Raw genomic sequence first — 20,406 nt, 5'->3', positions numbered from 1 at the left:
TCTCCCCCATGAAGCACACTGTCATCCTTGTCGTGCTCGACGGCCTCAACTTTGAGGTTGCGAGGCACGCCATGGGGCACTTGCAGGCCTATGTCGGCGCAGGACGCGCAGCCCTCTACAAGCTGGAATGTGAACTGCCTGCCCTGTCCCGTCCGCTGTATGAATGCATCCTCACCGGCGTGCCACCGATCCAGAGCGGCATCGTGCACAACAACGTTTCACGCCTGTCCAACCAGCGCAGCATCTTTCACTACGCCACCGACGCCGGTCTCACCACGGCGGCAGCGGCCTATCACTGGGTCAGCGAGTTGTATAACCGCACGCCCTTTATCGCCGCCCGTGACCGTCATACCGACGACAAGGCGCTGGCGATCCAGCACGGGCATTTCTACTGGAATGACCATTACCCGGATTCACACCTGTTTGCCGACGCCGAGAGCCTGCGGCTCAAGCACGCGCCGAACCTCCTGGTGGTGCACCCGATGAACATCGACGACGCCGGCCACAAGCACGGCCTCGACACACCGCAGTACCGCAACAGCGCACGCGCGGCCGACATCATCCTGGCCGACTACCTGCAAGCTTGGCTCGATGCCGGTTACCAGGTGCTGGTGACCGCCGACCACGGCATGAACAACGACCGTTCCCACAATGGCCTGCTGCCGGAAGAACGCGAAGTGCCGCTGTTCGTCATCGGCGACGCCTTCAGCCTGGACGCCGGCGCCGCACCGAAACAGACCGAGCTGTGCGGCACCGTCTGCGAACTGCTGGGCGTCCCCCACGACAAACCGGTATGCCGGGAGCTGCTTAAATGAACGCTATGACCCGCGGCAAATGGCTGGCGTTGCTATGCCTGGTGCCATTCGCACTGTTTTTCATCGTGTTCGAGATTGCCCCACTGGTGTGGGTGCTGATCAACAGCCTGCAAACGGAAGAGTCCGGCTGGGGCGTGGACAACTTCACGCGCATCTTCAGTTCGAAGTTCTACCGGCAAGCGATCCAGTTCAGCCTGGAGATCAGCTTCTACTCCAGCATCTTCGGGATCATCATCGCCACCCTGGGCAGTTACTCCCTGCGCCGCGTCGATTCGCCGCTGCGTAACTTCGTCACCGCCTTCGCCAACATGACCAGCAACTTCGCCGGCGTGCCCTTGGCGTTTGCCTTCATCATCCTGCTGGGGTTCAACGGCAGCATCACCTTGATGCTCAAGCAGGCCGGGCTTATCCAGGACTTCAACCTGTATTCCAAGACCGGGTTGATCATCCTCTACACCTACTTCCAGATCCCCCTCGGCGTGCTGCTGCTCTACCCGGCGTTTGATGCGCTGCGCGAAGACTGGCGTGAGTCGGCGGCGTTGCTGGGCGCAAATGGCTGGCAGTTCTGGCGGCATATCGGCTTGCCGGTATTGGCGCCGGCGCTGCTCGGCACGTTCGTGATCCTGCTGGCCAACGCCCTGGGTGCCTATGCCACGGTCTATGCCTTGACCACCGGTAACTTCAACGTGCTGCCGATCCGCATCGCGGGCCTGGTGTCCGGCGACGTGTCACTCGACCCGAACCTGGCCAGTGCCCTGGCCGTCGTGCTGGTGGCACTGATGACCGTGGTCACGGTAGTCCATCAACTGCTGCTCAAGAGGAGCTACCATGTCTCGCGCTGAAGCCGGCCCCGCCGCCCTCTACCATCGCGTAGTGGTGTACCTGTTGTTCGCGATCCTGGTATTGCCGCTGATCGGCACCTTCGTCTATTCCATCGCCAGCAGTTGGTCGGCCACCATCCTGCCCGCCGGCTTCACGGTGAAATGGTATGTGCAGTTGTGGAGTGACCCGCGCTTCCTGATGGCCTTCGGGCAATCCTTGCTGGTATGCGTGGGTGCGCTGATCCTGTCGGTGGTGTTGATTTTGCCGTTGCTGTTTGTGGTGCATTACCACTTCCCCCGGCTCGATGCGCTGATGAATATCCTGATCCTGCTGCCCTTCGCGGTGCCGCCGGTGGTGTCGTCGGTGGGCCTGCTGCAACTGTATGGTTCCGGCCCATTCGCGATGGTGGGCACGCCGTGGATTCTGATCGGCTGCTACTTCACCGTGGCCTTGCCGTTCATGTACCGCGCGATCACCAACAACCTGCAAGCCATCAACCTGCGCGACCTGATGGACGCCTCGCAACTGCTCGGCGCCAGCACCTGGCAGGCGGCGATCCTGGTGGTGCTGCCGAACCTGCGCAAAGGCTTGATGGTCGCCCTGCTGCTGTCGTTCTCGTTCCTGTTCGGTGAGTTCGTGTTCGCCAATATCCTCGTGGGGACACGCTACGAGACCCTGCAGGTGTACCTCAACAACATGCGCAACAGCAGCGGCCACTTCACCAGTGCCGTCGTGATTTCCTATTTCTTCTTTGTGCTGGTGCTGACCTGGGCCGCCAATATCTTGAACAAGGACAAAAGCCAATGAGCTTCGTGAGCGTCCAACACCTGCAAAAAGGCTACGCCGGCACTCCGGTGTTCAGCGACATCAACTGCGAGATCGCCAAGGGCGAGTTCGTCACCCTGCTTGGCCCGTCCGGCTGCGGCAAATCCACCCTGCTGCGTTGCATCGCCGGCCTGACCTCGGTGGACAGCGGCCAGATTCTCCTCGACGGCCAGGACATCGTACCGCTGAGCCCGCAGAAGCGGCAGATCGGCATGGTGTTCCAGAGCTATGCGCTGTTCCCCAACATGACCGTGGAACAGAACGTCGCCTTCGGCCTGCGCATGCAGAAAGTCAATGCCGACGACAGCCACAAGCGCGTGCAGGAAGTACTGCAACTGGTGGAACTCAAGGACCTGGCCGGGCGCTATCCGCACCAGATGTCCGGCGGCCAGTGCCAGCGCGTAGCCCTGGCCCGCTCGCTGGTCACGCGCCCGCGCCTGCTGCTGCTCGATGAGCCGCTGTCGGCACTGGATGCACGCATTCGCAAGCACCTGCGCGAACAGATCCGCCAGATCCAGCGCGAACTGGGGCTGACCACGATTTTCGTGACCCATGACCAGGAGGAAGCGCTGACCATGTCCGACCGCATCTTCCTGATGAACCAGGGCAAGATCGTGCAAAGCGGCGACGCCGAAACCCTCTACACCGCACCCGTGGACGTATTTGCCGCCGGGTTTATCGGCAACTACAACCTGCTCGATGCCGACAAGGCCAGCCAACTGCTGCAACGCCCGATCAGTGGGCGTATCGCGATTCGCCCCGAAGCCATCGAACTGAGCCGCAGCGGCGAACTCGACGCCTTGGTGCGCAGCCACAGCCTGCTGGGTAACGTGATCCGTTACCGCATCGAAGCCCGTGGCGTGGAACTGGTGGTGGACGTGCTCAACCGCTCGGCGGACGACCTGCACCCGGACGGCCAGCGCCTGGCACTTTCCATCGACCCCAGTGCGCTGTGTGAAGTAGCCTGAGCAACAACGATTGACTGAGAGAGCATGACGGATGGCATTGGTAATTTTTGATTTGGACGACACGCTGATCCACGGTGACTGCGCCACCCTGTGGAGCGAGCAGATGGGCCGCCTCGGCTGGGTCGACCCGGAGTCGTTCATGCGCAAGAACAACGAACTGATGGACGCCTACAGCCGGGGCGAGCTGGCCATGGAAGACTTCATGGACTTCAGCCTGGAGCCGATGATTGGCCGCACGCCGGAGGAAATCGAGCATCTGGTCGAACCGTGGGTCGAAGATGTGATCGAGCCGCTGATCTACAGCGACGCCACCAAAACCATCGCCCGCCACCGGGCGAACGGCGACCGAGTCCTGGTGATCTCCGCATCGGGCACCCACCTGGTCACGCCCATTGCGGCGCGTATCGGTATCGATGAGGTGCTCGGGATCGATCTGGACGTCGGCCATGGCGCGTACAGCGGCCGTACCGTCGGTGTGCTGACCTACCGCGAAGGCAAGATCACGCGTTTGCTGGATTGGTTGGAACGGGAAGGAGAAACCCTGGAAGGGGCGTACTTTTATTCGGATTCGCGCAATGATCTGCCGTTACTGCTGAAAGTCGATCACCCACAGGTGGTGAACCCGGATCCGGTGCTGCGCGAGCACGCCGAGAAGGCCGGCTGGCCGATCCACCACTGGGTCTGATTCGACCGAAATCCAAATGTGGGAGGGGCGGTGCGACGATTCGACTTGCTCCCGATGGCAGTGTGCCAGATGAAGAATTCTTCACTGACCCACCGCCATCGGGAGCGAGCCTCCACCCACCTTGACCCTATTTCAATCCCGGATCAGGTCAGGCTTTCGTCAATCACCAACACCAACTTCCCGGCAATCTGGTTGGTCGCCAACTCGGCAAACGCCGCCTCGGCATCCTTGATCGGAAACGTCTTGGCCAACTGTGGGCTCAAGCGCCCTTCGGCGAACAGCGGCCACACCTGCTGGCTCAGATCACTGAACAGGTCAGCCTTGAACTGATCATCACGGCTGCGCAGGGTCGAGCCCAACAACTGAATACGCTTGCCCAGCACCTGTGCCAGGTCCAGCTGCGCCTCGCGGCCCCCCATCAGGCCGATCAACACCCAGCGCCCGTCCAGGGCCAGCAGCTTGAGGTCCAACGCCGCGTAGCTGCCGCCGACCGGGTCGAGGATCACATCGAACGGCCCGAAATCGCGCAACCCTTCGATACCATCGGTGCGCACCACACCGCCCTGGGCCCCGAGGTCTTCGCAGTAGGCCAGGCGCTGCGCCGAACCGACGCTGACCCAGCACGGGCTGCCAAACGCCTTGCACAGCTGGATCGCCGCCGAACCCACGCCGCTGGCGCCCGCGTGCAGCAACACTTTTTCACCAGGCTTGAGCCCTGCCAGCTGGAACAGATTGAGCCACGCCGTGCTGTACACCTCAGGCAACGCCGCCGCTTCGGCCAGCGACAGGCCTTCCGGCACGGGCAGTACATGGCGAGCATCCACCACCACTTCTTCCGCCATGCCGCCACCGGCCAGCAGCGCGCAGACCCGGTCGCCCACTTGCCAGGACGAGCCGGCCCCGACTTCGCTGATCACCCCGGAACACTCCAGGCCCAGCACATGGCTGACGCCCGGTGGCGGCGGATAGAGCCCCGCCCGCTGCAATAAATCGGCGCGATTGAGCCCCGCAGCCGCCACGCGAATGCGAACTTGGCCTACATCGCACGTAGGACTTGGCGCCTCAACCCACTCCACATGACCTTCAACGCCTTGCAATGCTTTCACAGTGCCTCCATAGTGAGTCTGGACTGAGCCCGTAGCTGTAGCGTCGGGCTTTTTGCATTATGCGACCGGCCCATATGGAACCGGCGACTTCAAAGACGGCCTAATATGCGTTATCAATTGCCCCCGCGTCGAATCAGCATGAAGCATTTGTTCCCCAGCACCGCCCTCGCTCTTTTCATTGGTCTCGGCCTCTCGTCGATGTCGACCAATACGTTCGCAGCCAATAGCTGGGACAATCTTCAGCCTGATCGCGATGAGGTGATTGCCAGCCTTAACGTCGTCGAGTTGCTCAAGCGCCATCACTACAGCAAGCCGCCGCTGGACGACGCGCGCTCGGTGATCATCTATGACAGCTACCTCAAGCTGCTGGATCCGTCGCGCAGCTACTTCCTGGCCAGCGATATCGCTGAGTTCGACAAGTGGAAGACCCAGTTCGACGACTTCCTCAAGAGCGGTGACCTGCAACCCGGCTTCACCATCTACAAGCGCTACCTGGACCGCGTCAAAGCGCGTCTGGACTTCGCCTTGGCGGAGCTGAACAAAGGCGTCGACAAGCTCGACTTCACCGAGAAGGAATCCCTTCTGGTGGATCGCAAGGACGCCCCTTGGCTGACCAGTACTGCCGCGCTCGACGACCTGTGGCGCAAACGCGTCAAGGACGAAGTGCTGCGCCTGAAGATCGCCGGCAAAGACCCCAAGGCCATCCAGGAACTGTTGACCAAGCGCTACAAGAACCAGTTGGCGCGCCTGGACCAGACCCGTGCCGAAGATATCTTCCAGGCCTACATCAATACCTTTGCGATGTCCTACGACCCGCACACCAATTATCTGTCGCCAGATAACGCGGAAAACTTCGATATCAATATGAGTCTGTCGCTGGAAGGCATCGGTGCCGTCCTGCAAAGCGACAATGACCAGGTCAAGATCGTGCGCCTGGTGCCGGCGGGTCCGGCAGACAAGACCAAGCAAGTGGCTCCGGCCGACAAGATCATCGGTGTGGCCCAGGCCGACAAAGAGATGGTCGATGTGGTCGGCTGGCGCCTGGACGAAGTGGTCAAGCTGATCCGTGGGCCGAAAGGCAGCGTGGTGCGCCTGGAAGTGATTCCGCACACCAATGCGCCGAACGACCAGACCAGCAAGATCGTGTCCATCACCCGCGAAGCGGTGAAGCTCGAAGACCAGGCCGTGCAGAAGAAAGTCCTCAACCTCAAGCAGGATGGCAAGGACTACAAGCTGGGCGTGATTGAAATCCCGGCCTTCTACCTGGACTTCAAGGCCTTCCGTGCCGGCGACCCGGACTACAAGTCCACCACCCGCGACGTGAAGAAAATCCTTACCGAGCTGCAGAAGGAAAAAGTCGACGGCGTGGTCATCGACCTACGCAACAACGGCGGCGGTTCCCTGCAGGAAGCCACCGAGCTGACCAGCCTGTTTATCGACAAGGGCCCGACCGTGTTGGTACGCAATGCTGACGGCCGTGTCGACGTGCTCGAAGACGAGAACCCGGGCGCCTTCTACAAAGGCCCGATGGCGTTGCTGGTCAACCGCCTCTCGGCCTCGGCTTCGGAGATTTTCGCTGGCGCCATGCAGGACTATCACCGCGCGTTGATCATCGGCGGCCAGACCTTCGGTAAAGGCACCGTGCAGACCATCCAGCCGCTCAACCATGGCGAGCTGAAACTGACCCTGGCCAAGTTCTACCGGGTTTCCGGGCAGAGCACCCAGCATCAGGGCGTACTGCCGGACATCGACTTCCCATCGATCATCGATACCAAGGAAATCGGCGAGAGCGCACTGCCTGAGGCCATGCCGTGGGACACCATCCGTCCCGCGATCAAGCCCGCGTCAGACCCGTTCAAACCGTTCCTGGCGCAGTTGAAGGCCGACCACGACATCCGCTCCGCCAAGGATGCCGAGTTCGTGTTTATCCGCGACAAACTGGCTTTGGCCAAGAAGTTGATGGAAGAGAAAACCGTCAGCCTCAACGAAGTGGATCGCCGCAAGCAGCACAGCGACATCGAGAATCAGCAACTGGTACTGGAAAACGTCCGCCGCAAGGCCAAGGGCGAAGAGCCACTCAAGGAGCTGAAGAAAGAAGATGAAGATGCGCTGCCGACCGAGGCGGATAAAACCAAGCCGGAAGACGACGCCTACCTGGCCGAGACAGGCCGGATCCTGCTGGACTACCTGAAAGTCAGCAAGCAGGTGGCCAAGCAGTAAATGATGGCGATTTAATGTGATCGCTCAGCAGAGTGTCATCATATAGACATCATTCTGTCGTGAAATGAAGGACCGTAGGCTTAATGCCTGCGGTCCTTTTTTTTCGATCGAGATCGCCATGACCATGACCGAACAGCTGAATGCATTGGGCTCTATCCTGGCTCAAGGCAGTTTGCACAGCCTGTTCCAACCGATCATCTGCCTGTCAGAACGGCGCATCCTCGGCTACGAAGCCCTCAGTCGTGGCCCGTCCAACAGCCCGCTGCACTCCCCTGTCGCCTTGTTCGCCGTGGCCAGCCACGCAGGGCGCCTCAGTGAACTGGAAATGGCCTGCCGCGAGAGCGCCTGCCGCCGCTTCAGCGACCAGAAGCTGCCGGGCAAGCTGTTTCTCAATATCTCGCCGGAATCCCTGATGGAAACGGCGCACCAACCAGGACGCACCCTGCAACTGCTGCGCGACTTCGGCATTCCACCGAGCCAGGTGGTGATCGAACTCACCGAGCAGACACCCACCGACGATTTCGACGTGCTGCAAACCGCCCTGCATCATTACCGTGACATGGGCTTCGCCATCGCCCTTGATGACCTGGGTGCCGGGTATTCCAGCCTGCGGCTGTGGTCGGAGTTACGCCCGGATTACGTGAAAATCGACCGGCACTTCATCGATGGTATTCATCAGGACGCGCTCAAACGTGAGTTTGTCGGCTCCATCCTGCAAATCGCCCGGGCCTCTCGCGCGCAGGTGATCGCCGAGGGCATCGAACTGCCCGAGGAACTGGCGGTGCTGACCGAGATGGGGGTCGACCTGGTCCAGGGGTACCTGCTTTGCCGCCCGCAGGAACACCCGCCGCAAGAAGCACGCCTGATGCTGCCCAAGCCCGACAACGCCAATATTGCCCTCAGCGAGGAAGCCAGCGACCTCAGCGCGCTGCTCAACGAACAACCGGCGGTGGATCAGGACACCGCCACTGCCCAAGTGCTGGAATCTTTCCGGCGCCAGGCCAACCTCAATTCGCTGGCGGTGCTGGATGGGCGTGGCCATCCGGTCGGTATCGTGCATCGGCATTCGTTGTCCGATGCGCTGCTCAAGCCGTTTGCCACCGACCTCTTCGCGCGCAAGCCGATCAGCCGCCTGATGAGCACTGATTTTCTGGCGGTGGAACTGAGCCAATCCTTGCAGCAAGTCAGCCGGCTGCTCACCAGCCGCGCCCGGCAACGCATCGAAGAGGATTTCATCATCACGCTCAACGGCGACTACCTGGGCCTGGGCCGGGTGATCGACGTGCTCAAGCTGATCACCGAACTGAAAATCCAGCAAGCGCGCTACGCCAACCCGTTGACCCTGTTGCCGGGCAATGTGCCGATCCAGCAGTGCCTGACGCGGCTGTTGCAACAGCAACGGGAGTCGGTGATTTGCTATGTGGATATCGACAGCTTCAAGCCGTTCAACGATATCTACGGCTACGGGCGTGGGGATGAGGTGTTGTTGTGCCTGGCACAATGCCTGAACGACCGGGTCGACCCCAGCCGCGACTTCGTCGGGCATATCGGTGGCGATGACTTTTTGCTGGTGCTGGGGCCGCAGGATTGGCGCAAGCGGCTCAACCAACTGCTGGACGACTTTCACACCCAGTGCCGACGTTTCTACCGCGCCGAGCATCTGGATGCAGGCTGCTTCGTGGCCCTGAACCGCCAAGGTATACGCCAGGAGTTTGCGTTGCTGTCGCTGTCCATCGGCGTGGTGCATTTATATCCACAGGCCTGTGGACAACTCGATGCCAGCCAGTTGGCCGAACTGGCATCCCAGGCCAAACACCACGCCAAGGATGTGGCCGGCTACAGCATCCACGTGATCGACAGCCTGGATTTACTGCCACAGGCGCTTTAGGCCTCGGCGGACTCCGGGTACTCGTATTCGAATACGCGCACCACTTCCGAGGCGTGCCAGGAGGCGGCGGCCACCCCATCGGATGGCCCGCTGAAACGCCCCAGGCGCTCCACGCACTCAAAGAAGCCGGTGCGCGGCAGGCGGCTGGCGCCCTGGCTGATCACCAGGGAGCTGCGTAACGGCTGCTCGGCCTTGGCGTCCAGCGCAGCCAGGTGTTCCAGCGCGGCGGCCAGGGTTTGCATGGCCGGCGTGGGAAATTGCAGGCGCTCCAGCAGTGCGCGGTAGGTCAGCAGATGGCGCTGGCGGCGCGCCTGGTCCAGTTCATTCAATAACCCATCCCAGTGTTGACGGCTGATACGTAAGCTCAAGACTCGTCCCTCCAACCTGCAACGCCCAGTTCCCAGGCCAGGCTGCGGCGGATCGCGGCATCCGGCTGGCGTTCACCACTTTCGATCAATCCAAGATACGAGGGGCTGATACCCACGGTACGCGCCAGGGTCTCGATGGCCAGGCCCTTGGCTTCGCGCAAGCCGCGCAGGTCAGCGAGCGGGCGCAGGTCCTGGGCGACAGCGGCTTGGGCAGTAGAAGGCGAAGGTGACGTAGGCTGTTGCTGACCGGCAGCTTTTAGCAGCGCCTGGTACTGATCCCATGGCAACACCGCATATTCGGGTTCGCCATTCCGTGAAATTATCTGAATATCCATGACCGCCCCGTAGGATAACAACACTTACTAAGTAAGCACTTTCCTTAAGCACCTTCTTAAGAGTGTAATCCTAACAGCCACAAAGGTCGCAGGGGGATAGCACTGTCGTCAGTTTTTTTGCGGGTTTTCATTGGCCAGCAAGGCCGGTGTCGCAGGCAGCCGCTCGACCACGGCGAGCTTTTCCGGGCGCTGCGCCTCACGCCAGGCACGAAAGGCGCTGAGTTCGCCTTCCAGGGTCTTCATGACCCATGCCAGCACCGCAATGTCGTCGAGCATGCCGAACATGGGGATAAAATCCGGGATCGCATCAACCGGGCTGAGGAAGTACATCAGCCCCGCCACCACCGAAACCAGCGCCTTGGGACTGATCGCACGGTACTCGCCGCGCCAGTAGGCCAGGCACAGGGACTGGAGCAGCTTGAGGTCATCCTTGAGTTTGCCCAAGCGGTTCCCCTGGCTTGAGCCCTTGGCGGCAACGGCGAACAGCAGGGTCGGCAACCGTCCACGGCCGAGCAGGCGAGCGGCCATGGGCAGGAAGCGGGTGAAATTGAAGGGTGGTTTCATTCGTCACTCCAGTTCCAGGCAACAGAAAAGGTTATCCACACAAATTGTGGATAACCTTGTGAACAGAGCCCGTTTTCCTGGCTGAAAGCCACGGTTTACAAGGCTTGCAGTCAGATCGGGCGTTTTTTGCGCACATGAAAAAAACCCAAGAATTCATTGACTTGGCGCTTGCGTGCGGATAGCCGTACTCGAACCTTATATCAGACTGTTTCACGTTGCGGACGTTCGTTTGGATTGGCGGAGCCGTGAATGGGGGAACCGCAGAAACGACAACGCCCCGTCGAGACGGGGCGTTGGGTGTTCAGGCGCCGATTACTTCTTGGCGGCTGGTGCGTCAGGGGCTTCAGCCTTGGCCGGGTCCTTGATGCCCAGCAGCTCCAGGTCGAATACCAGCACGGAGTTGGCTGGAATCGCAGGGCTCGGGCTCTGGGCGCCGTAAGCCAGGTCGGACGGGATGTACAACTCGACCTTCTCGCCAACGTGCATCAGTTGCAGGCCTTCGACCCAACCTGGGATCACACCGCTGACCGGCAGGTCAATCGGGCTACCGCGATCCACGGAGCTGTCAAAGGTCGTGCCGTTGGTGAGTTTGCCGGTGTAGTGAACGGTCACCACGTCGGTAGGCTTAGGCTGAGGGCCATCGGCCTTCTTCACGATCTTGTACTGCAGACCGGAAGCGGTAGTGACGACGCCGTCTTTCTTGGCATTGTCTTCGAGGAATTTCTTGCCGGCGGCTGCCGACTCTTCGCTCATCTTGGCCATGCGTTCTTCAGCACGCTTCTGCAGTGCGGCAAACGCTTCAACCAGTTCGTCGTCTTTCAGCTTCTGTTCTTTCTTGCCAACGGCATCTTCGATGCCTTGGGCTACCGCTTTGGAGTCCAGGTCATCCATGCCTTCTTGGGCAAGGCTCTTGCCCATGTTCAGGCCGATGCCGTAGGAAGCTTTCTGCGCCGGGGTTTTCAGCTCTACGCTGGTCTGCGAATCACAACCCGCAAGTACCAGGCTAACCAGGGCCACCGCCGCCGCCAACCGATGCTGTTTCATGCTATTTCCTTGTTCATGCGCCAAAAGGGCATTTGAATAAAGTCGCGAGCTTATCAGGCGGCCACGACCAATGGCTACCGGCATGTGAGCAGGAAACTTCTGATAAGTTCACGTGTTTAAAAGCATTTTCATTCATGATGGGCCCCCGCGATGGATCGTGGGTCCGCCTACTACCAGCCTCATGGCCACTTGCCGCACTTGTGGCGTAGTGGCATAACAACGCAACCCCTCGACAAGGCCGAGACAAGGATAGCCATCTTGCGCATTTTTTCCCGTGTTTTACTGCTGATATTCGCCATTTTTGCCTTATTGCTGGCCGTGGTGATCTATTACACCGTCAATCCCAAGTTGCCGGACTACGTCCCCGTGAAGCAGGTGCACTACCAGGATCAATGGAGTGCCACCGACCGCCAGACCTATTACTTCACGCCCCAGGGCACCCAGGTCAAGGGCCTGCATTACGACTGGTTCACTGCCCTGGAGTTGCCGTTTTCCGATCAGCGCTTTGCCACGCCCGAGTACCTGGCGCGCTTCGGTTTCCTGGTAGACCCCAAGCAAGTGCCCACCGCGCAGAACCCCGGCAACCTGCCCGTGGGTTTCGCCCGACACAAGAACGCCGACGACCCCAGCGAATACCTGGATATCACCTGTGCCGCCTGCCACACCGGCGAGCTTCACTTCAACGGCCAGGCCCTGCGTATCGACGGGGGTTCCGCGCAGCACGTGCTGCCCTCCAGCGTGCCCACCTTGCGCGGCGGCAGTTTCGGCCAGGCCCTGGTGGCCAGCCTCGCGGCAACGTATTACAACCCGTGGAAATTCGAGCGTTTCGCCCGCCACGTGCTGGGTCACGATTACGACGATCACAACAAGGAGCAACTGCGCCAGGACTTCAAACAGTCGCTGAACCGGTTCCTCAAAGTCGCCTGGAATGACACCCATCGCGGCCTCTACCCCACCGAAGAAGGCCCGGGACGCACCGACGCCTTTGGCCGCATCGCCAACGCCAGCTTCGGCGACGCCATTTCTCCGGATAATTACCGCGTCGCCAACGCACCTGTGGACTACCCGCAACTGTGGGATATCTGGACCTTCGACTGGGTGCAATGGAACGGTTCAGCCCAGCAACCCATGGCCCGCAATATCGGCGAAGCCCTCGGCGTGGGCGCTACCCTGACGTTCTTCGACGGCGCCGGCCAGCCGCTCCAGGGCGATGCGCGCTACCCGTCCAGCGTACGCGTGCGCGACCTGAACCTGATCGAAGAAACCCTGCAACGCCTCAAGCCCCCCACCTGGCCGGAAGATCTGTTCGGCGCCATCGACAAGCCCCTCGCGGCCCAAGGCCGTGCGCTGTTCACCGAGAACTGCGCCGGCTGCCATGTGCCGGCCGTCACCCAGGAACAGGGCCGCCCGGTGCAGCACCTGAAGATGCTCCCGGTGGACTACATCGGGACCGACCCGGGCACCGCCAGCAACATTGCCGACCAGCGCTATGACCTCAGCGCCCTGCAATGGGACCCTGCGGAACTGGCCAAGCTCAATGTCGAACTGCACCCCACGCCCACCGAACCACTGGACCTGAAAAAAGTCTCGGTGGCCAAGGGCCTGGCCTACGTCACCGCCTTCGTTGAGGACCACGCCTACCGCGCTGCCGGTGTGACCCCGGCCGAGCGGCCGCGCCTGGACGGTTACGGCCTGCCTATCGGCGTGCGCGAGTTGCGCGCCTACAAGGCGCGGCCATTGGCCGGCGTATGGGCCACCCCACCGTTCCTGCATAACGGCTCCGTGCCGACGATCTACCAATTGCTCTCGCCCCAGGACGAACGCAGTACCACCTTCTATAAAGGCACCTTCAACTACGACCCGCGTCACCTGGGCTTTGAGACCGCAGCCTTCAAGAATGCCTTCCTGTTCGATACCAAAATCACCGGCAACCACAACAGCGGCCACGAATTCCGTGCCGGCCAACGTGGCAATGGCGTCATCGGCCGTGGCTTGTTGCCGCAGGAACGCTGGGCGCTGCTGGAATACCTGAAAGTGCTGGGCGGCCCGCTGGAGCAACAACTGCCATGATGATCCGATCTCGATACGACCAACCTTCCCTGCTTGCCCGCCTGTGGCTGCGCATCGGCGCGTTTCTCGGCAAGACCCTGCTGTGGCTGGTGGGCCTGGGCCTGCTCGGCTGGCTGGCGAGCACGGCGTGGTTTGCCTGGCAGCACAGCGGCCCGGTGTCGCCGGATGAGCAGATCCCGCCCGGTGAAGCGGCGATGACCCAAGGCATTATCCAGACCGCTGTGCGCATCGTTGACCAGCACCGCGAAGGCACGCGTTACCTGCGCGATGCCCATGCCAAGGCCCACGGTTGCGTGAAGGCCGAAGTCAGCGTGCCCGCCGACCTCGACCCGGCATTGCGCCAGGGCGTCTTCGCTGAGCCGGGCAAGACCTGGCAAGCGATGATGCGCCTGTCCAACGGCAACGCCTACCCGCAGTTCGACAGCATCCGCGATGCGCGCGGCATGGCGCTCAAACTGCTCGATGTGCCAGGTAAGCAGCTGCTGGCGGACCAGCAGGCGCGGGCCGAACAGGACTTCGTGATGTTCAGCCACCCGAACTTCTTTGTCAGCGATGTGGCTGAATACGCGCAGAACATCGGCGCCCAGGCCGACGGCAAGAAGGTCCTGGCATTCTTCCCCAAGGCCGACCCACGCAGTTGGCAAGTGCGCCACCTGTTTATCGCCCTGGCGACCCTGGCCCCCGCGCCGGCCAGCCCAACGCAGACCACCTACTTTTCGGTTTCGCCCTATAAGTTCGGTGCGGCCAACGCCAAGTTCCGTGTCGCGCCCGACCCGCAGAGCTGCCCGGAATACGTGCTGCCGAAACAGAACCAGGACCTGCCGAATTTCCTGCGCAGTGCCTTGAACCAGCAGTTGTCCACCGATCGCGTACCGGCGTGTTTCGTGCTGCAGATCCAGCGGCAGAACCCGCAGAAGTACATGCCGATCGAAGACACCAGCATCGAATGGAAGGAAAGCGATGCGCCCTATGAAACCGTGGCGAAGGTGAAGATCCCGCCACAGGATTTCGATACACCCGCGCTTAACCTGGCGTGCGACAACCAGTCGTTCAACCCGTGGTTTGGGGTAGAGGCGCACCGGCCCATCGGGGGGATCAATCGCTTGCGTAAAGCCGTGTATGAGGCGGTGAGTGATTATCGGCACAACCGCAACTTGTAAGGTTGGGGGGGCTGGACTCCGTCAAGTGGTGGGAGCACGCCCCTCAAAAATAACTTATTGATTATTAAGAATTGAAACCTCCCCATTAAACGACCGGGTTGTTGTGGCGAGCGGGCTTGCCCTAATGCCGTTCAGTTAAGCGTACATCGCCTTCTGTAGGAGCGAGCTTGCTCGCGAAAAACGTCAACGATAACGCGTGTTTCCTGAGTGAACGCGGCGCCTGTGAGTTCTTCGCGAGCAAGCTCGCTCCTACAAAAAAAGCCTTAACTGAACGGCATTAGGGCAAGCCCGCTCGCCACAGGGGTAGGGGAGCCTCCCCCATTTAGATTGCATTAGATCAGGCAGAGGCTGTGCTGTTCTGCTTTTCGTAAAGAGTTCGTATAGTTTGCCCATTCGCCATAACGATTATGTCGCCTCTATTGAGCAACTAACCCCGGACACTCTACCGTCACTTCCTACCCCCCACCCCCCGTAGGAAGTCATCGTGGAAAGTTCAACTTTAGGCATGGTTGTCCTGTCAATGATTGCGCTCTTTGGCACCGCCGCGTTTTGTTTCGAACACCTCGCCACCCGTAGCGAGAAGAAAAAGAAGGCCAAATAAGCAGGCCATCAAAATCAGCAGAACCCCAGTTTTTCAAGGGATACCCGGGCGGCGGGCTATCCCTTGTTTTCGTTCGTCCGGCAAAACCTCGTCTATATACCGTCTTAATACCGGGGCCACTAATCAGTGCCCGAGCTTGATACCCCAGCGCTTAACCTCCCCCGCGTCCGCCATTGCGGCTTATTCATTCAGGGGAGTTACACCGTGCTCACACTCACGTTCATCTATATCGCCAGCGGCTTCTGTGCCGTGGGGCTGTTCGCTTACTTGGGCTATGCCCTTATTCGCGCAGAAAAATTCTAGGGAGTTCGCCATGTACGACCTGATGTTTATTGGCATCTCCCTGGTGTTTTTTGTTGCGACTGCCATGGCCATTGTCGCCATGGGCAAGATTTGAACGGAGCCACGACATGTTAAGCACTGTGCTGGAATTTGCGCTGGTCCTGGGGTTGATGACGGGGCTCGCCGTATTGATGGGCAAATGGCTGACCCGGGTGTTTACCGGGACGCAGCATGCCTTGCCGGAACGCTGTACCTATCGCCTGTTGGGCATTGACCCACGGGAGAGCATGAACTGGGCTCGCTACGGTTCGGCGCTGCTGTTATCGAACGCGGCGATGATGCTGCTCGGTTATTTCATCCTGCGCCTGCAGGCGGTGATGCCGATCAACCCCTTGGGGCTGGCCGCACAAACCCCGGACCTGGCGTTCAACACCGCAGTGTCCTTTATTACCAATACCAACTGGCAGGCGTATTCGGGTGAAACCAGCCTGTCGAACTTCAGCCAGATGGCGGTCATCACCTTTCTGATGTGCGTCGGCGCCACCTCCGGCGTGGTCGCGGCAGCCGGCTTCATTCGCGGTTTGAGCCGTTCCAGTTCGGGCGATATCGGTAATTTCTGGGTCGACTTCACCCGCACGCTCTACCGCGTGATGCTGCCGCTGTGCGTGGGCATGGCGCTGGTCTATGTGTGGCAGGGCATGCCGCAAACCTTCGCCTCCCAGGCACTGGCGACAACGCTGGAAGGTGCGCAGCAGCAACTGATTGTCGGTGCGGTGGCCAGCTTTGAATCGATCAAGCATATCGGCACCAACGGTGGCGGCTTCTTCAGCATGAACGCCGCCCACCCCTTCGAAAACCCGACACCGCTGACCAACGCCCTGCACATCCTCAGCATGTTGCTGATCCCCTCCGCGCTGACCTACACCTTTGGCAGCATGCTGTTGCAGCGCCGTCAGGGCTGGGTGTTTTTCGGCACCTTCCTGGTGTTGTTCATCGGCTTCCTCGCACTGGTCTACGGCGCCGAGCAAAACGGCAACCCGCTGCTGACCCAGGCAGGTGCCAACCAGACCCTGTCGCTGGAACAAAGCGGCGGCAACATGGAAGGCAAGGAACTGCGTTTCGGTATCGCCGACAGCAGCCTGTTTATCGCCACCACCACCGCGGCCACCACCGGCTCGGTCAACACCATGCATGACTCGCTGACCCCCATGGGCGGCTTCGTGCCCCTGGCACAGATGATGCTCAACTGTGTGTTCGGCGGCGACGGCGTGGGCTTTATCAACCTGATCCAATACGCCCTGCTGACCGTGTTCCTGGTGGGCATGATGATTGGCCGCAGCCCGGAATTCCTCGGCAAGAAAATCGAAGCCCGGGAGATGAAACTGGTGATGCTCTCGGTACTCGCGCACCCCATCAGCATCCTTGGTTTCACCGCCCTCGCCGCCCTCTGGCCCGACACCATGGCCAGCCTCAATAACCTTGGCCCGCATGGTTTCAGTGAGGTGCTGTACGCCTACACCTCGGGCACCGCCAACAACGGTTCGGCCTTTGCCGGATTGAACGCCAACACGCCGTTTTTCAACACCACCATCGGCCTGGCGATGTTGATCGGGCGCTTCTTCACCCTGCTGCCGATGCTGGCCGTGGCCGGCTCCCTGGCGATGAAAAAAACCGTGCCTGCCGGCGCCGGCACCATCCCCACCGCAACCCCGCTGTTCATGCTGCTGGTGGTGTTCGTGGTGCTGGTGGTGGGCGGCCTGACCTTTTTGCCGGCGCTCGCGCTCGGCCCGCTGGTGGAGCAACTGCAGTTGCTGTCCGGCCAGACGTACAACTGAGGACACCTGGATGACGACTCAATCGATATTCAAAGGGCTGTTGCGCCCAGTGCTGGTTTCGGCGGTTTTTTTCATGCTGCTGACGGGGCTCGCATACCCGGCGTTCACCACCGTTGCCGCACAGCTGTTGTTTCCGTTCCAGGCCCGGGGTTCGCTGCTTGAACGCGACGGCCTGGTGATGGGCTCGGCGCTGATCGGCCAGCACTTCACCCGCCCGGAATACTTCCACGGCCGCCCGAGCATGACCCTCGGCGCCGACCCGCAAGACCCGAGCAAAAGCGTCTCGCAGCCGTACAACGCAGGCTCCAGCGGCGCGAGCAACCTGGGCCCCACCAGCCAGAAGCTGGTGGACCAGGTCGCCGCACGCGTCCAGGCCTATCGCCAGGACAACGGCCTGGCCACCGACGCGCAAGTGCCGGTGGACGCCGTCACCGCCTCCGCCTCCGGCCTCGACCCGCATATCTCGGTGGCCAACGCGCGGCTGCAACTGCCAAGGGTCGCCCGCCTGCGGCAACTCCCCGAAGCCGAGCTGCTGCAACTGGTCAACGCCCACACCACCGCGCGCACCCTCGGTTTGCTCGGCGAACCACGGGTCAATGTGCTGCAACTCAACCTTGCGCTGGACGCTCGCCTGCCATCGCGTCAGCCCCCCATTGCGGCCAGTGAGTAAGAGATTTCCCCCATGAAGAATGCTCGTTTACCTCTGTTTGATCGCAGTATCGTGCTGACCGCCTGTGCGGACGCGTTCAAGAAACTGCTGCCCCAGGCCCAGTGGAAAAACCCGGTGATGTTCGTGGTGTACCTGGGCAGCATCCTTACCACGCTGCTGTGGTTCCAGTCCCTCGGTGGCCAGGGTGAAGCGCCCAGCGGCTTTATCCTCAGCATCACCTTGTGGCTGTGGTTCACCGTGCTGTTCGCCAACTTTGCCGAAGCCCTGGCCGAGGGCCGCAGCCGGGCCCAGGCCGCGAGCCTGCGCGGGATGAAACGCCAGACACTGGCCAAGTTGTTGCAACAGCCCAAGCACGGCGCGGCGTGGCTGCCGACGGAAGCGACGCTGCTGCGCAAAGATCAGGTGGTGCTGATCGAAGCCGGCGACCTGGTGCCGCTGGACGGTATCGTGATCGAAGGCGTCGCCTCGGTGGACGAAAGCGCAATCACCGGCGAATCGGCGCCGGTGATTCGCGAGGCCGGTGGTGACTTTTCCTCGGTCACGGGCGGCACGCGGGTACTGTCGGACTGGCTGGTCGTACGCATCAGCGTCAACCCTGGCGAATCGTTCCTGGACCGCATGATCTCGATGGTCGAATCGGCCAAGCGTCAGAAAACCCCGAACGAAGTCGCCCTGACCATCCTGCTGGTGGGCCTGACCTTGTTGTTCCTGCTGGTAATTGCCACGCTGAGCCCCTACTCGATCTTCGCCGTGGCCATGAGCGGTACGGGCAGCGTGGTCAGCGCCACGGTGCTGGTGGCCTTGCTGGTGTGCCTGATCCCGACCACCATCGGCGGCCTGCTCTCGGCCATCGGCGTGGCGGGCATGAGCCGCATGATGTCGGCCAATGTCATCGCCACCTCCGGGCGGGCGGTCGAGGCGGCGGGCGACGTCGACGTCCTGCTGCTGGACAAGACCGGCACCATCACCTTGGGCAACCGTCAGGCCAGCAGCTTTTTGCCGGCGCCAGGGGTGAAAGAAGCCGAGCTGGCGGACGCCGCGCAACTGGCCTCGCTGGCCGATGAAACCCCGGAAGGCCGCAGCATTGTGGTCCTGGCCAAGCAAAAGTTCGACATCCGTGGGCGGGACATCAACGCCCTGGGCGCCAGCTTCGTACATTTCACTGCACAGACGCGCATGAGCGGCGTCGACCTGCCCGAAGGCCGGGCGATTCGTAAAGGCGCAGCCGACGCGATCCGCAGTCATATCGAAGCCTTGGGGGGCAGCTTTCCGGCTGCCTTGCAGGCCAAGGTGGATGAAGTGGCACGCCGCGGCAGCACGCCGCTGGTGGTATCGGATGGCGCCAAGGCACTGGGCGTGGTCGAGCTCAAGGATGTGGTCAAGGGCGGTATCAAGGAGCGCTTCGCCGAGTTGCGGCGCATGGGCATCAAGACCGTGATGATCACCGGTGACAACCGCCTGACCGCCGCCGCGATTGCCGTGGAGGCCGGCGTGGATGACTTCCTCGCCGAAGCCCGCCCGGAAGACAAGCTGCAACTGATCCGCGACTACCAGGCCCAGGGCAAGCTGGTGGCCATGACCGGCGACGGCACCAACGATGCGCCGGCACTGGCGCAGGCCGACGTGGCGGTGGCGATGAACAGCGGCACCCAGGCCGCCAAAGAGGCCGGCAACATGGTCGACCTGGACAGCAACCCGACCAAGCTGATCGAAGTGGTCGAGGTCGGCAAACAGATGCTGATGACCCGCGGCGCCCTCACCACCTTCAGCGTGGCGAATGACGTGGCCAAGTACTTCGCGATCATCCCGGCGGCGTTTGTCGCGACCTATCCCCAGCTCGGTGCGTTGAACGTGATGCAGCTGAGCAGCCCCAACTCGGCGATTCTCAGCGCGGTGATTTTTAACGCGCTGATCATTGTCGCGTTGATTCCCCTGGCCCTGCGCGGCGTGACTTACCGCTCGATCGGCGCGGCGGCCTTGCTCAACCGCAACCTGCTGATCTATGGCCTGGGCGGGGTGCTGGTGCCGTTTGCCGGGATCAAGCTGATCGACCTGCTGCTGACGGGATTGGGCCTCGTATAGCGCCCCATCCACTGTAGACGCGAGCTTGCTCGTGAAGGGCGTTAACGATAACGCGGGAAACCTGAC

At 61.3% G+C, this 20,406-nt stretch carries 18 protein-coding genes; 13 read left to right on the top strand and 5 right to left on the bottom strand.

Annotated features, from left to right (window positions below; translation table 11 throughout):
• The first annotated feature begins 8 nt into the window (after nt 1-8).
• From P2T68_RS11390 to P2T68_RS11370, 5 genes are read left to right on the top strand one after another with little or no spacing between them, the layout of a single operon-like run.
• A complete protein-coding gene (locus P2T68_RS11390; protein WP_102624988.1) occupies nt 9-815 on the top strand; it encodes an alkaline phosphatase family protein in 807 nt (268 codons plus the stop codon).
• Nucleotides 816-820: 5 nt separating this feature from the next.
• Entirely contained in the window at nt 821-1,657 is an 837-nt protein-coding gene (locus P2T68_RS11385; protein WP_168233592.1) for an ABC transporter permease subunit, read from the top strand.
• The gene (locus tag P2T68_RS11380; RefSeq protein WP_024074387.1) at nt 1,644-2,444 is read left to right on the top strand and encodes an ABC transporter permease; all 801 of its coding nucleotides are present in this window, start codon (nt 1,644-1,646) and stop codon (nt 2,442-2,444) included. The genes P2T68_RS11385 and P2T68_RS11380 overlap by 14 nt, the downstream gene beginning before the upstream one ends.
• Nucleotides 2,441-3,430 (top strand): ABC transporter ATP-binding protein, encoded by a 990-nt coding sequence (locus tag P2T68_RS11375; protein WP_024074386.1) that lies wholly within the window; start codon nt 2,441-2,443, stop codon nt 3,428-3,430. Before P2T68_RS11380 ends, P2T68_RS11375 begins: the two co-directional genes overlap by 4 nt.
• 31 nt (nt 3,431-3,461) lie before the next feature.
• Entirely contained in the window at nt 3,462-4,115 is a 654-nt protein-coding gene (locus P2T68_RS11370; RefSeq protein ID WP_069075613.1) for an HAD family hydrolase, read from the top strand.
• A 143-nt stretch (nt 4,116-4,258) separates the two neighbouring features.
• On the opposite strand, the gene P2T68_RS11365 is transcribed toward P2T68_RS11370, so the two are convergent.
• Entirely contained in the window at nt 4,259-5,221 is a 963-nt protein-coding gene (locus tag P2T68_RS11365) for a zinc-binding dehydrogenase (protein WP_069075612.1), read from the bottom strand.
• Between the two features lie 138 nt (nt 5,222-5,359).
• Between P2T68_RS11365 and P2T68_RS11360 the strand changes: the two genes are divergently transcribed.
• Together P2T68_RS11360 and P2T68_RS11355 are read left to right on the top strand one after the other, a co-directional pair.
• The gene (locus tag P2T68_RS11360; RefSeq protein WP_172831342.1) at nt 5,360-7,441 is read left to right on the top strand and encodes a carboxy terminal-processing peptidase; all 2,082 of its coding nucleotides are present in this window, start codon (nt 5,360-5,362) and stop codon (nt 7,439-7,441) included.
• 118 nt (nt 7,442-7,559) lie between these two features.
• Nucleotides 7,560-9,329: a bifunctional diguanylate cyclase/phosphodiesterase gene (locus P2T68_RS11355; RefSeq protein WP_024074382.1), complete on the top strand. Its 1,770-nt coding sequence runs from the start codon at nt 7,560-7,562 to the stop codon at nt 9,327-9,329.
• Here the strand turns inward: P2T68_RS11355 and P2T68_RS11350 are convergent.
• From P2T68_RS11350 to P2T68_RS11335, 4 genes are all read right to left on the bottom strand, one after another.
• Complete coding sequence (locus P2T68_RS11350; RefSeq protein ID WP_005786715.1) at nt 9,326-9,697, bottom strand: hypothetical protein; 372 nt, start codon at nt 9,695-9,697, stop codon at nt 9,326-9,328. The genes P2T68_RS11355 and P2T68_RS11350 overlap by 4 nt on opposite strands.
• On the bottom strand, nt 9,694-10,032 hold the full coding sequence (locus P2T68_RS11345; RefSeq protein ID WP_024074381.1) for a helix-turn-helix domain-containing protein: 339 nt from the start codon (nt 10,030-10,032) through the stop codon (nt 9,694-9,696). Before P2T68_RS11345 ends, P2T68_RS11350 begins: the two co-directional genes overlap by 4 nt.
• A gap of 108 nt (nt 10,033-10,140) precedes the next feature.
• A complete protein-coding gene (locus P2T68_RS11340) occupies nt 10,141-10,596 on the bottom strand; it encodes a YkvA family protein (RefSeq protein ID WP_024074380.1) in 456 nt (151 codons plus the stop codon).
• 312 nt (nt 10,597-10,908) lie between these two features.
• Nucleotides 10,909-11,640: an FKBP-type peptidyl-prolyl cis-trans isomerase gene (locus tag P2T68_RS11335; RefSeq protein ID WP_024074379.1), complete on the bottom strand. Its 732-nt coding sequence runs from the start codon at nt 11,638-11,640 to the stop codon at nt 10,909-10,911.
• Nucleotides 11,641-11,898: 258 nt separating this feature from the next.
• Here P2T68_RS11335 and P2T68_RS11330 point away from each other — a divergent pair, with 258 nt between their 5' ends.
• The 6 genes from P2T68_RS11330 (at nt 11,899) to kdpB (ending at nt 20,340) form a co-directional block, all read left to right on the top strand.
• The gene (locus P2T68_RS11330; RefSeq protein WP_193690385.1) at nt 11,899-13,710 is read left to right on the top strand and encodes a di-heme-cytochrome C peroxidase; all 1,812 of its coding nucleotides are present in this window, start codon (nt 11,899-11,901) and stop codon (nt 13,708-13,710) included.
• Nucleotides 13,707-14,870: a catalase family protein gene (locus P2T68_RS11325; protein ID WP_277379345.1), complete on the top strand. Its 1,164-nt coding sequence runs from the start codon at nt 13,707-13,709 to the stop codon at nt 14,868-14,870. Before P2T68_RS11330 ends, P2T68_RS11325 begins: the two co-directional genes overlap by 4 nt.
• 805 nt (nt 14,871-15,675) lie before the next feature.
• Complete coding sequence (gene kdpF / locus P2T68_RS11320) at nt 15,676-15,774, top strand: K(+)-transporting ATPase subunit F (RefSeq protein ID WP_069075609.1); 99 nt, start codon at nt 15,676-15,678, stop codon at nt 15,772-15,774.
• Between the two features lie 107 nt (nt 15,775-15,881).
• Nucleotides 15,882-17,588 (top strand): potassium-transporting ATPase subunit KdpA, encoded by a 1,707-nt coding sequence (gene kdpA, locus P2T68_RS11315; RefSeq protein ID WP_024074376.1) that lies wholly within the window; start codon nt 15,882-15,884, stop codon nt 17,586-17,588.
• Nucleotides 17,589-17,598: 10 nt separating this feature from the next.
• On the top strand, nt 17,599-18,258 hold the full coding sequence (kdpC, locus tag P2T68_RS11310) for a K(+)-transporting ATPase subunit C (RefSeq protein ID WP_069075607.1): 660 nt from the start codon (nt 17,599-17,601) through the stop codon (nt 18,256-18,258).
• A gap of 12 nt (nt 18,259-18,270) precedes the next feature.
• Complete coding sequence (gene kdpB, locus P2T68_RS11305) at nt 18,271-20,340, top strand: potassium-transporting ATPase subunit KdpB (RefSeq protein WP_024074374.1); 2,070 nt, start codon at nt 18,271-18,273, stop codon at nt 20,338-20,340.
• The last annotated feature ends 66 nt before the right edge of the window (nt 20,341-20,406 follow it).

It is taken from the genome of Pseudomonas sp. G11 (assembly GCF_029457515.1).
GTDB classification, from domain to species: Bacteria; Pseudomonadota; Gammaproteobacteria; order Pseudomonadales; family Pseudomonadaceae; genus Aquipseudomonas; species Aquipseudomonas gorinensis.
This window is presented reverse-complemented; position numbering and strand designations above follow the sequence as displayed.

Bases quoted from the DNA above. Each gene is read 5' to 3' on its own strand.
- P2T68_RS11390 (WP_102624988.1), top strand. From the start codon at position 9: ATGAAGCACACTGTCATCCTTGTCGTGCTCGACGGCCTCAACTTTGAG.
- P2T68_RS11385 (WP_168233592.1), top strand. From the start codon at position 821: ATGACCCGCGGCAAATGGCTGGCGTTGCTATGCCTGGTGCCATTCGCA.
- P2T68_RS11380 (WP_024074387.1), top strand. From the start codon at position 1,644: ATGTCTCGCGCTGAAGCCGGCCCCGCCGCCCTCTACCATCGCGTAGTG.
- P2T68_RS11375 (WP_024074386.1), top strand. From the start codon at position 2,441: ATGAGCTTCGTGAGCGTCCAACACCTGCAAAAAGGCTACGCCGGCACT.
- P2T68_RS11370 (WP_069075613.1), top strand. From the start codon at position 3,462: ATGGCATTGGTAATTTTTGATTTGGACGACACGCTGATCCACGGTGAC.
- P2T68_RS11360 (WP_172831342.1), top strand. From the start codon at position 5,360: ATGAAGCATTTGTTCCCCAGCACCGCCCTCGCTCTTTTCATTGGTCTC.
- P2T68_RS11355 (WP_024074382.1), top strand. From the start codon at position 7,560: ATGACCATGACCGAACAGCTGAATGCATTGGGCTCTATCCTGGCTCAA.
- P2T68_RS11345 (WP_024074381.1), bottom strand. From the start codon at position 10,032: ATGGATATTCAGATAATTTCACGGAATGGCGAACCCGAATATGCGGTG.
- P2T68_RS11340 (WP_024074380.1), bottom strand. From the start codon at position 10,596: ATGAAACCACCCTTCAATTTCACCCGCTTCCTGCCCATGGCCGCTCGC.
- P2T68_RS11335 (WP_024074379.1), bottom strand. From the start codon at position 11,640: ATGAAACAGCATCGGTTGGCGGCGGCGGTGGCCCTGGTTAGCCTGGTA.
- P2T68_RS11325 (WP_277379345.1), top strand. From the start codon at position 13,707: ATGATGATCCGATCTCGATACGACCAACCTTCCCTGCTTGCCCGCCTG.
- kdpA (WP_024074376.1), top strand. From the start codon at position 15,882: ATGTTAAGCACTGTGCTGGAATTTGCGCTGGTCCTGGGGTTGATGACG.
- kdpC (WP_069075607.1), top strand. From the start codon at position 17,599: ATGACGACTCAATCGATATTCAAAGGGCTGTTGCGCCCAGTGCTGGTT.
- kdpB (WP_024074374.1), top strand. From the start codon at position 18,271: ATGAAGAATGCTCGTTTACCTCTGTTTGATCGCAGTATCGTGCTGACC.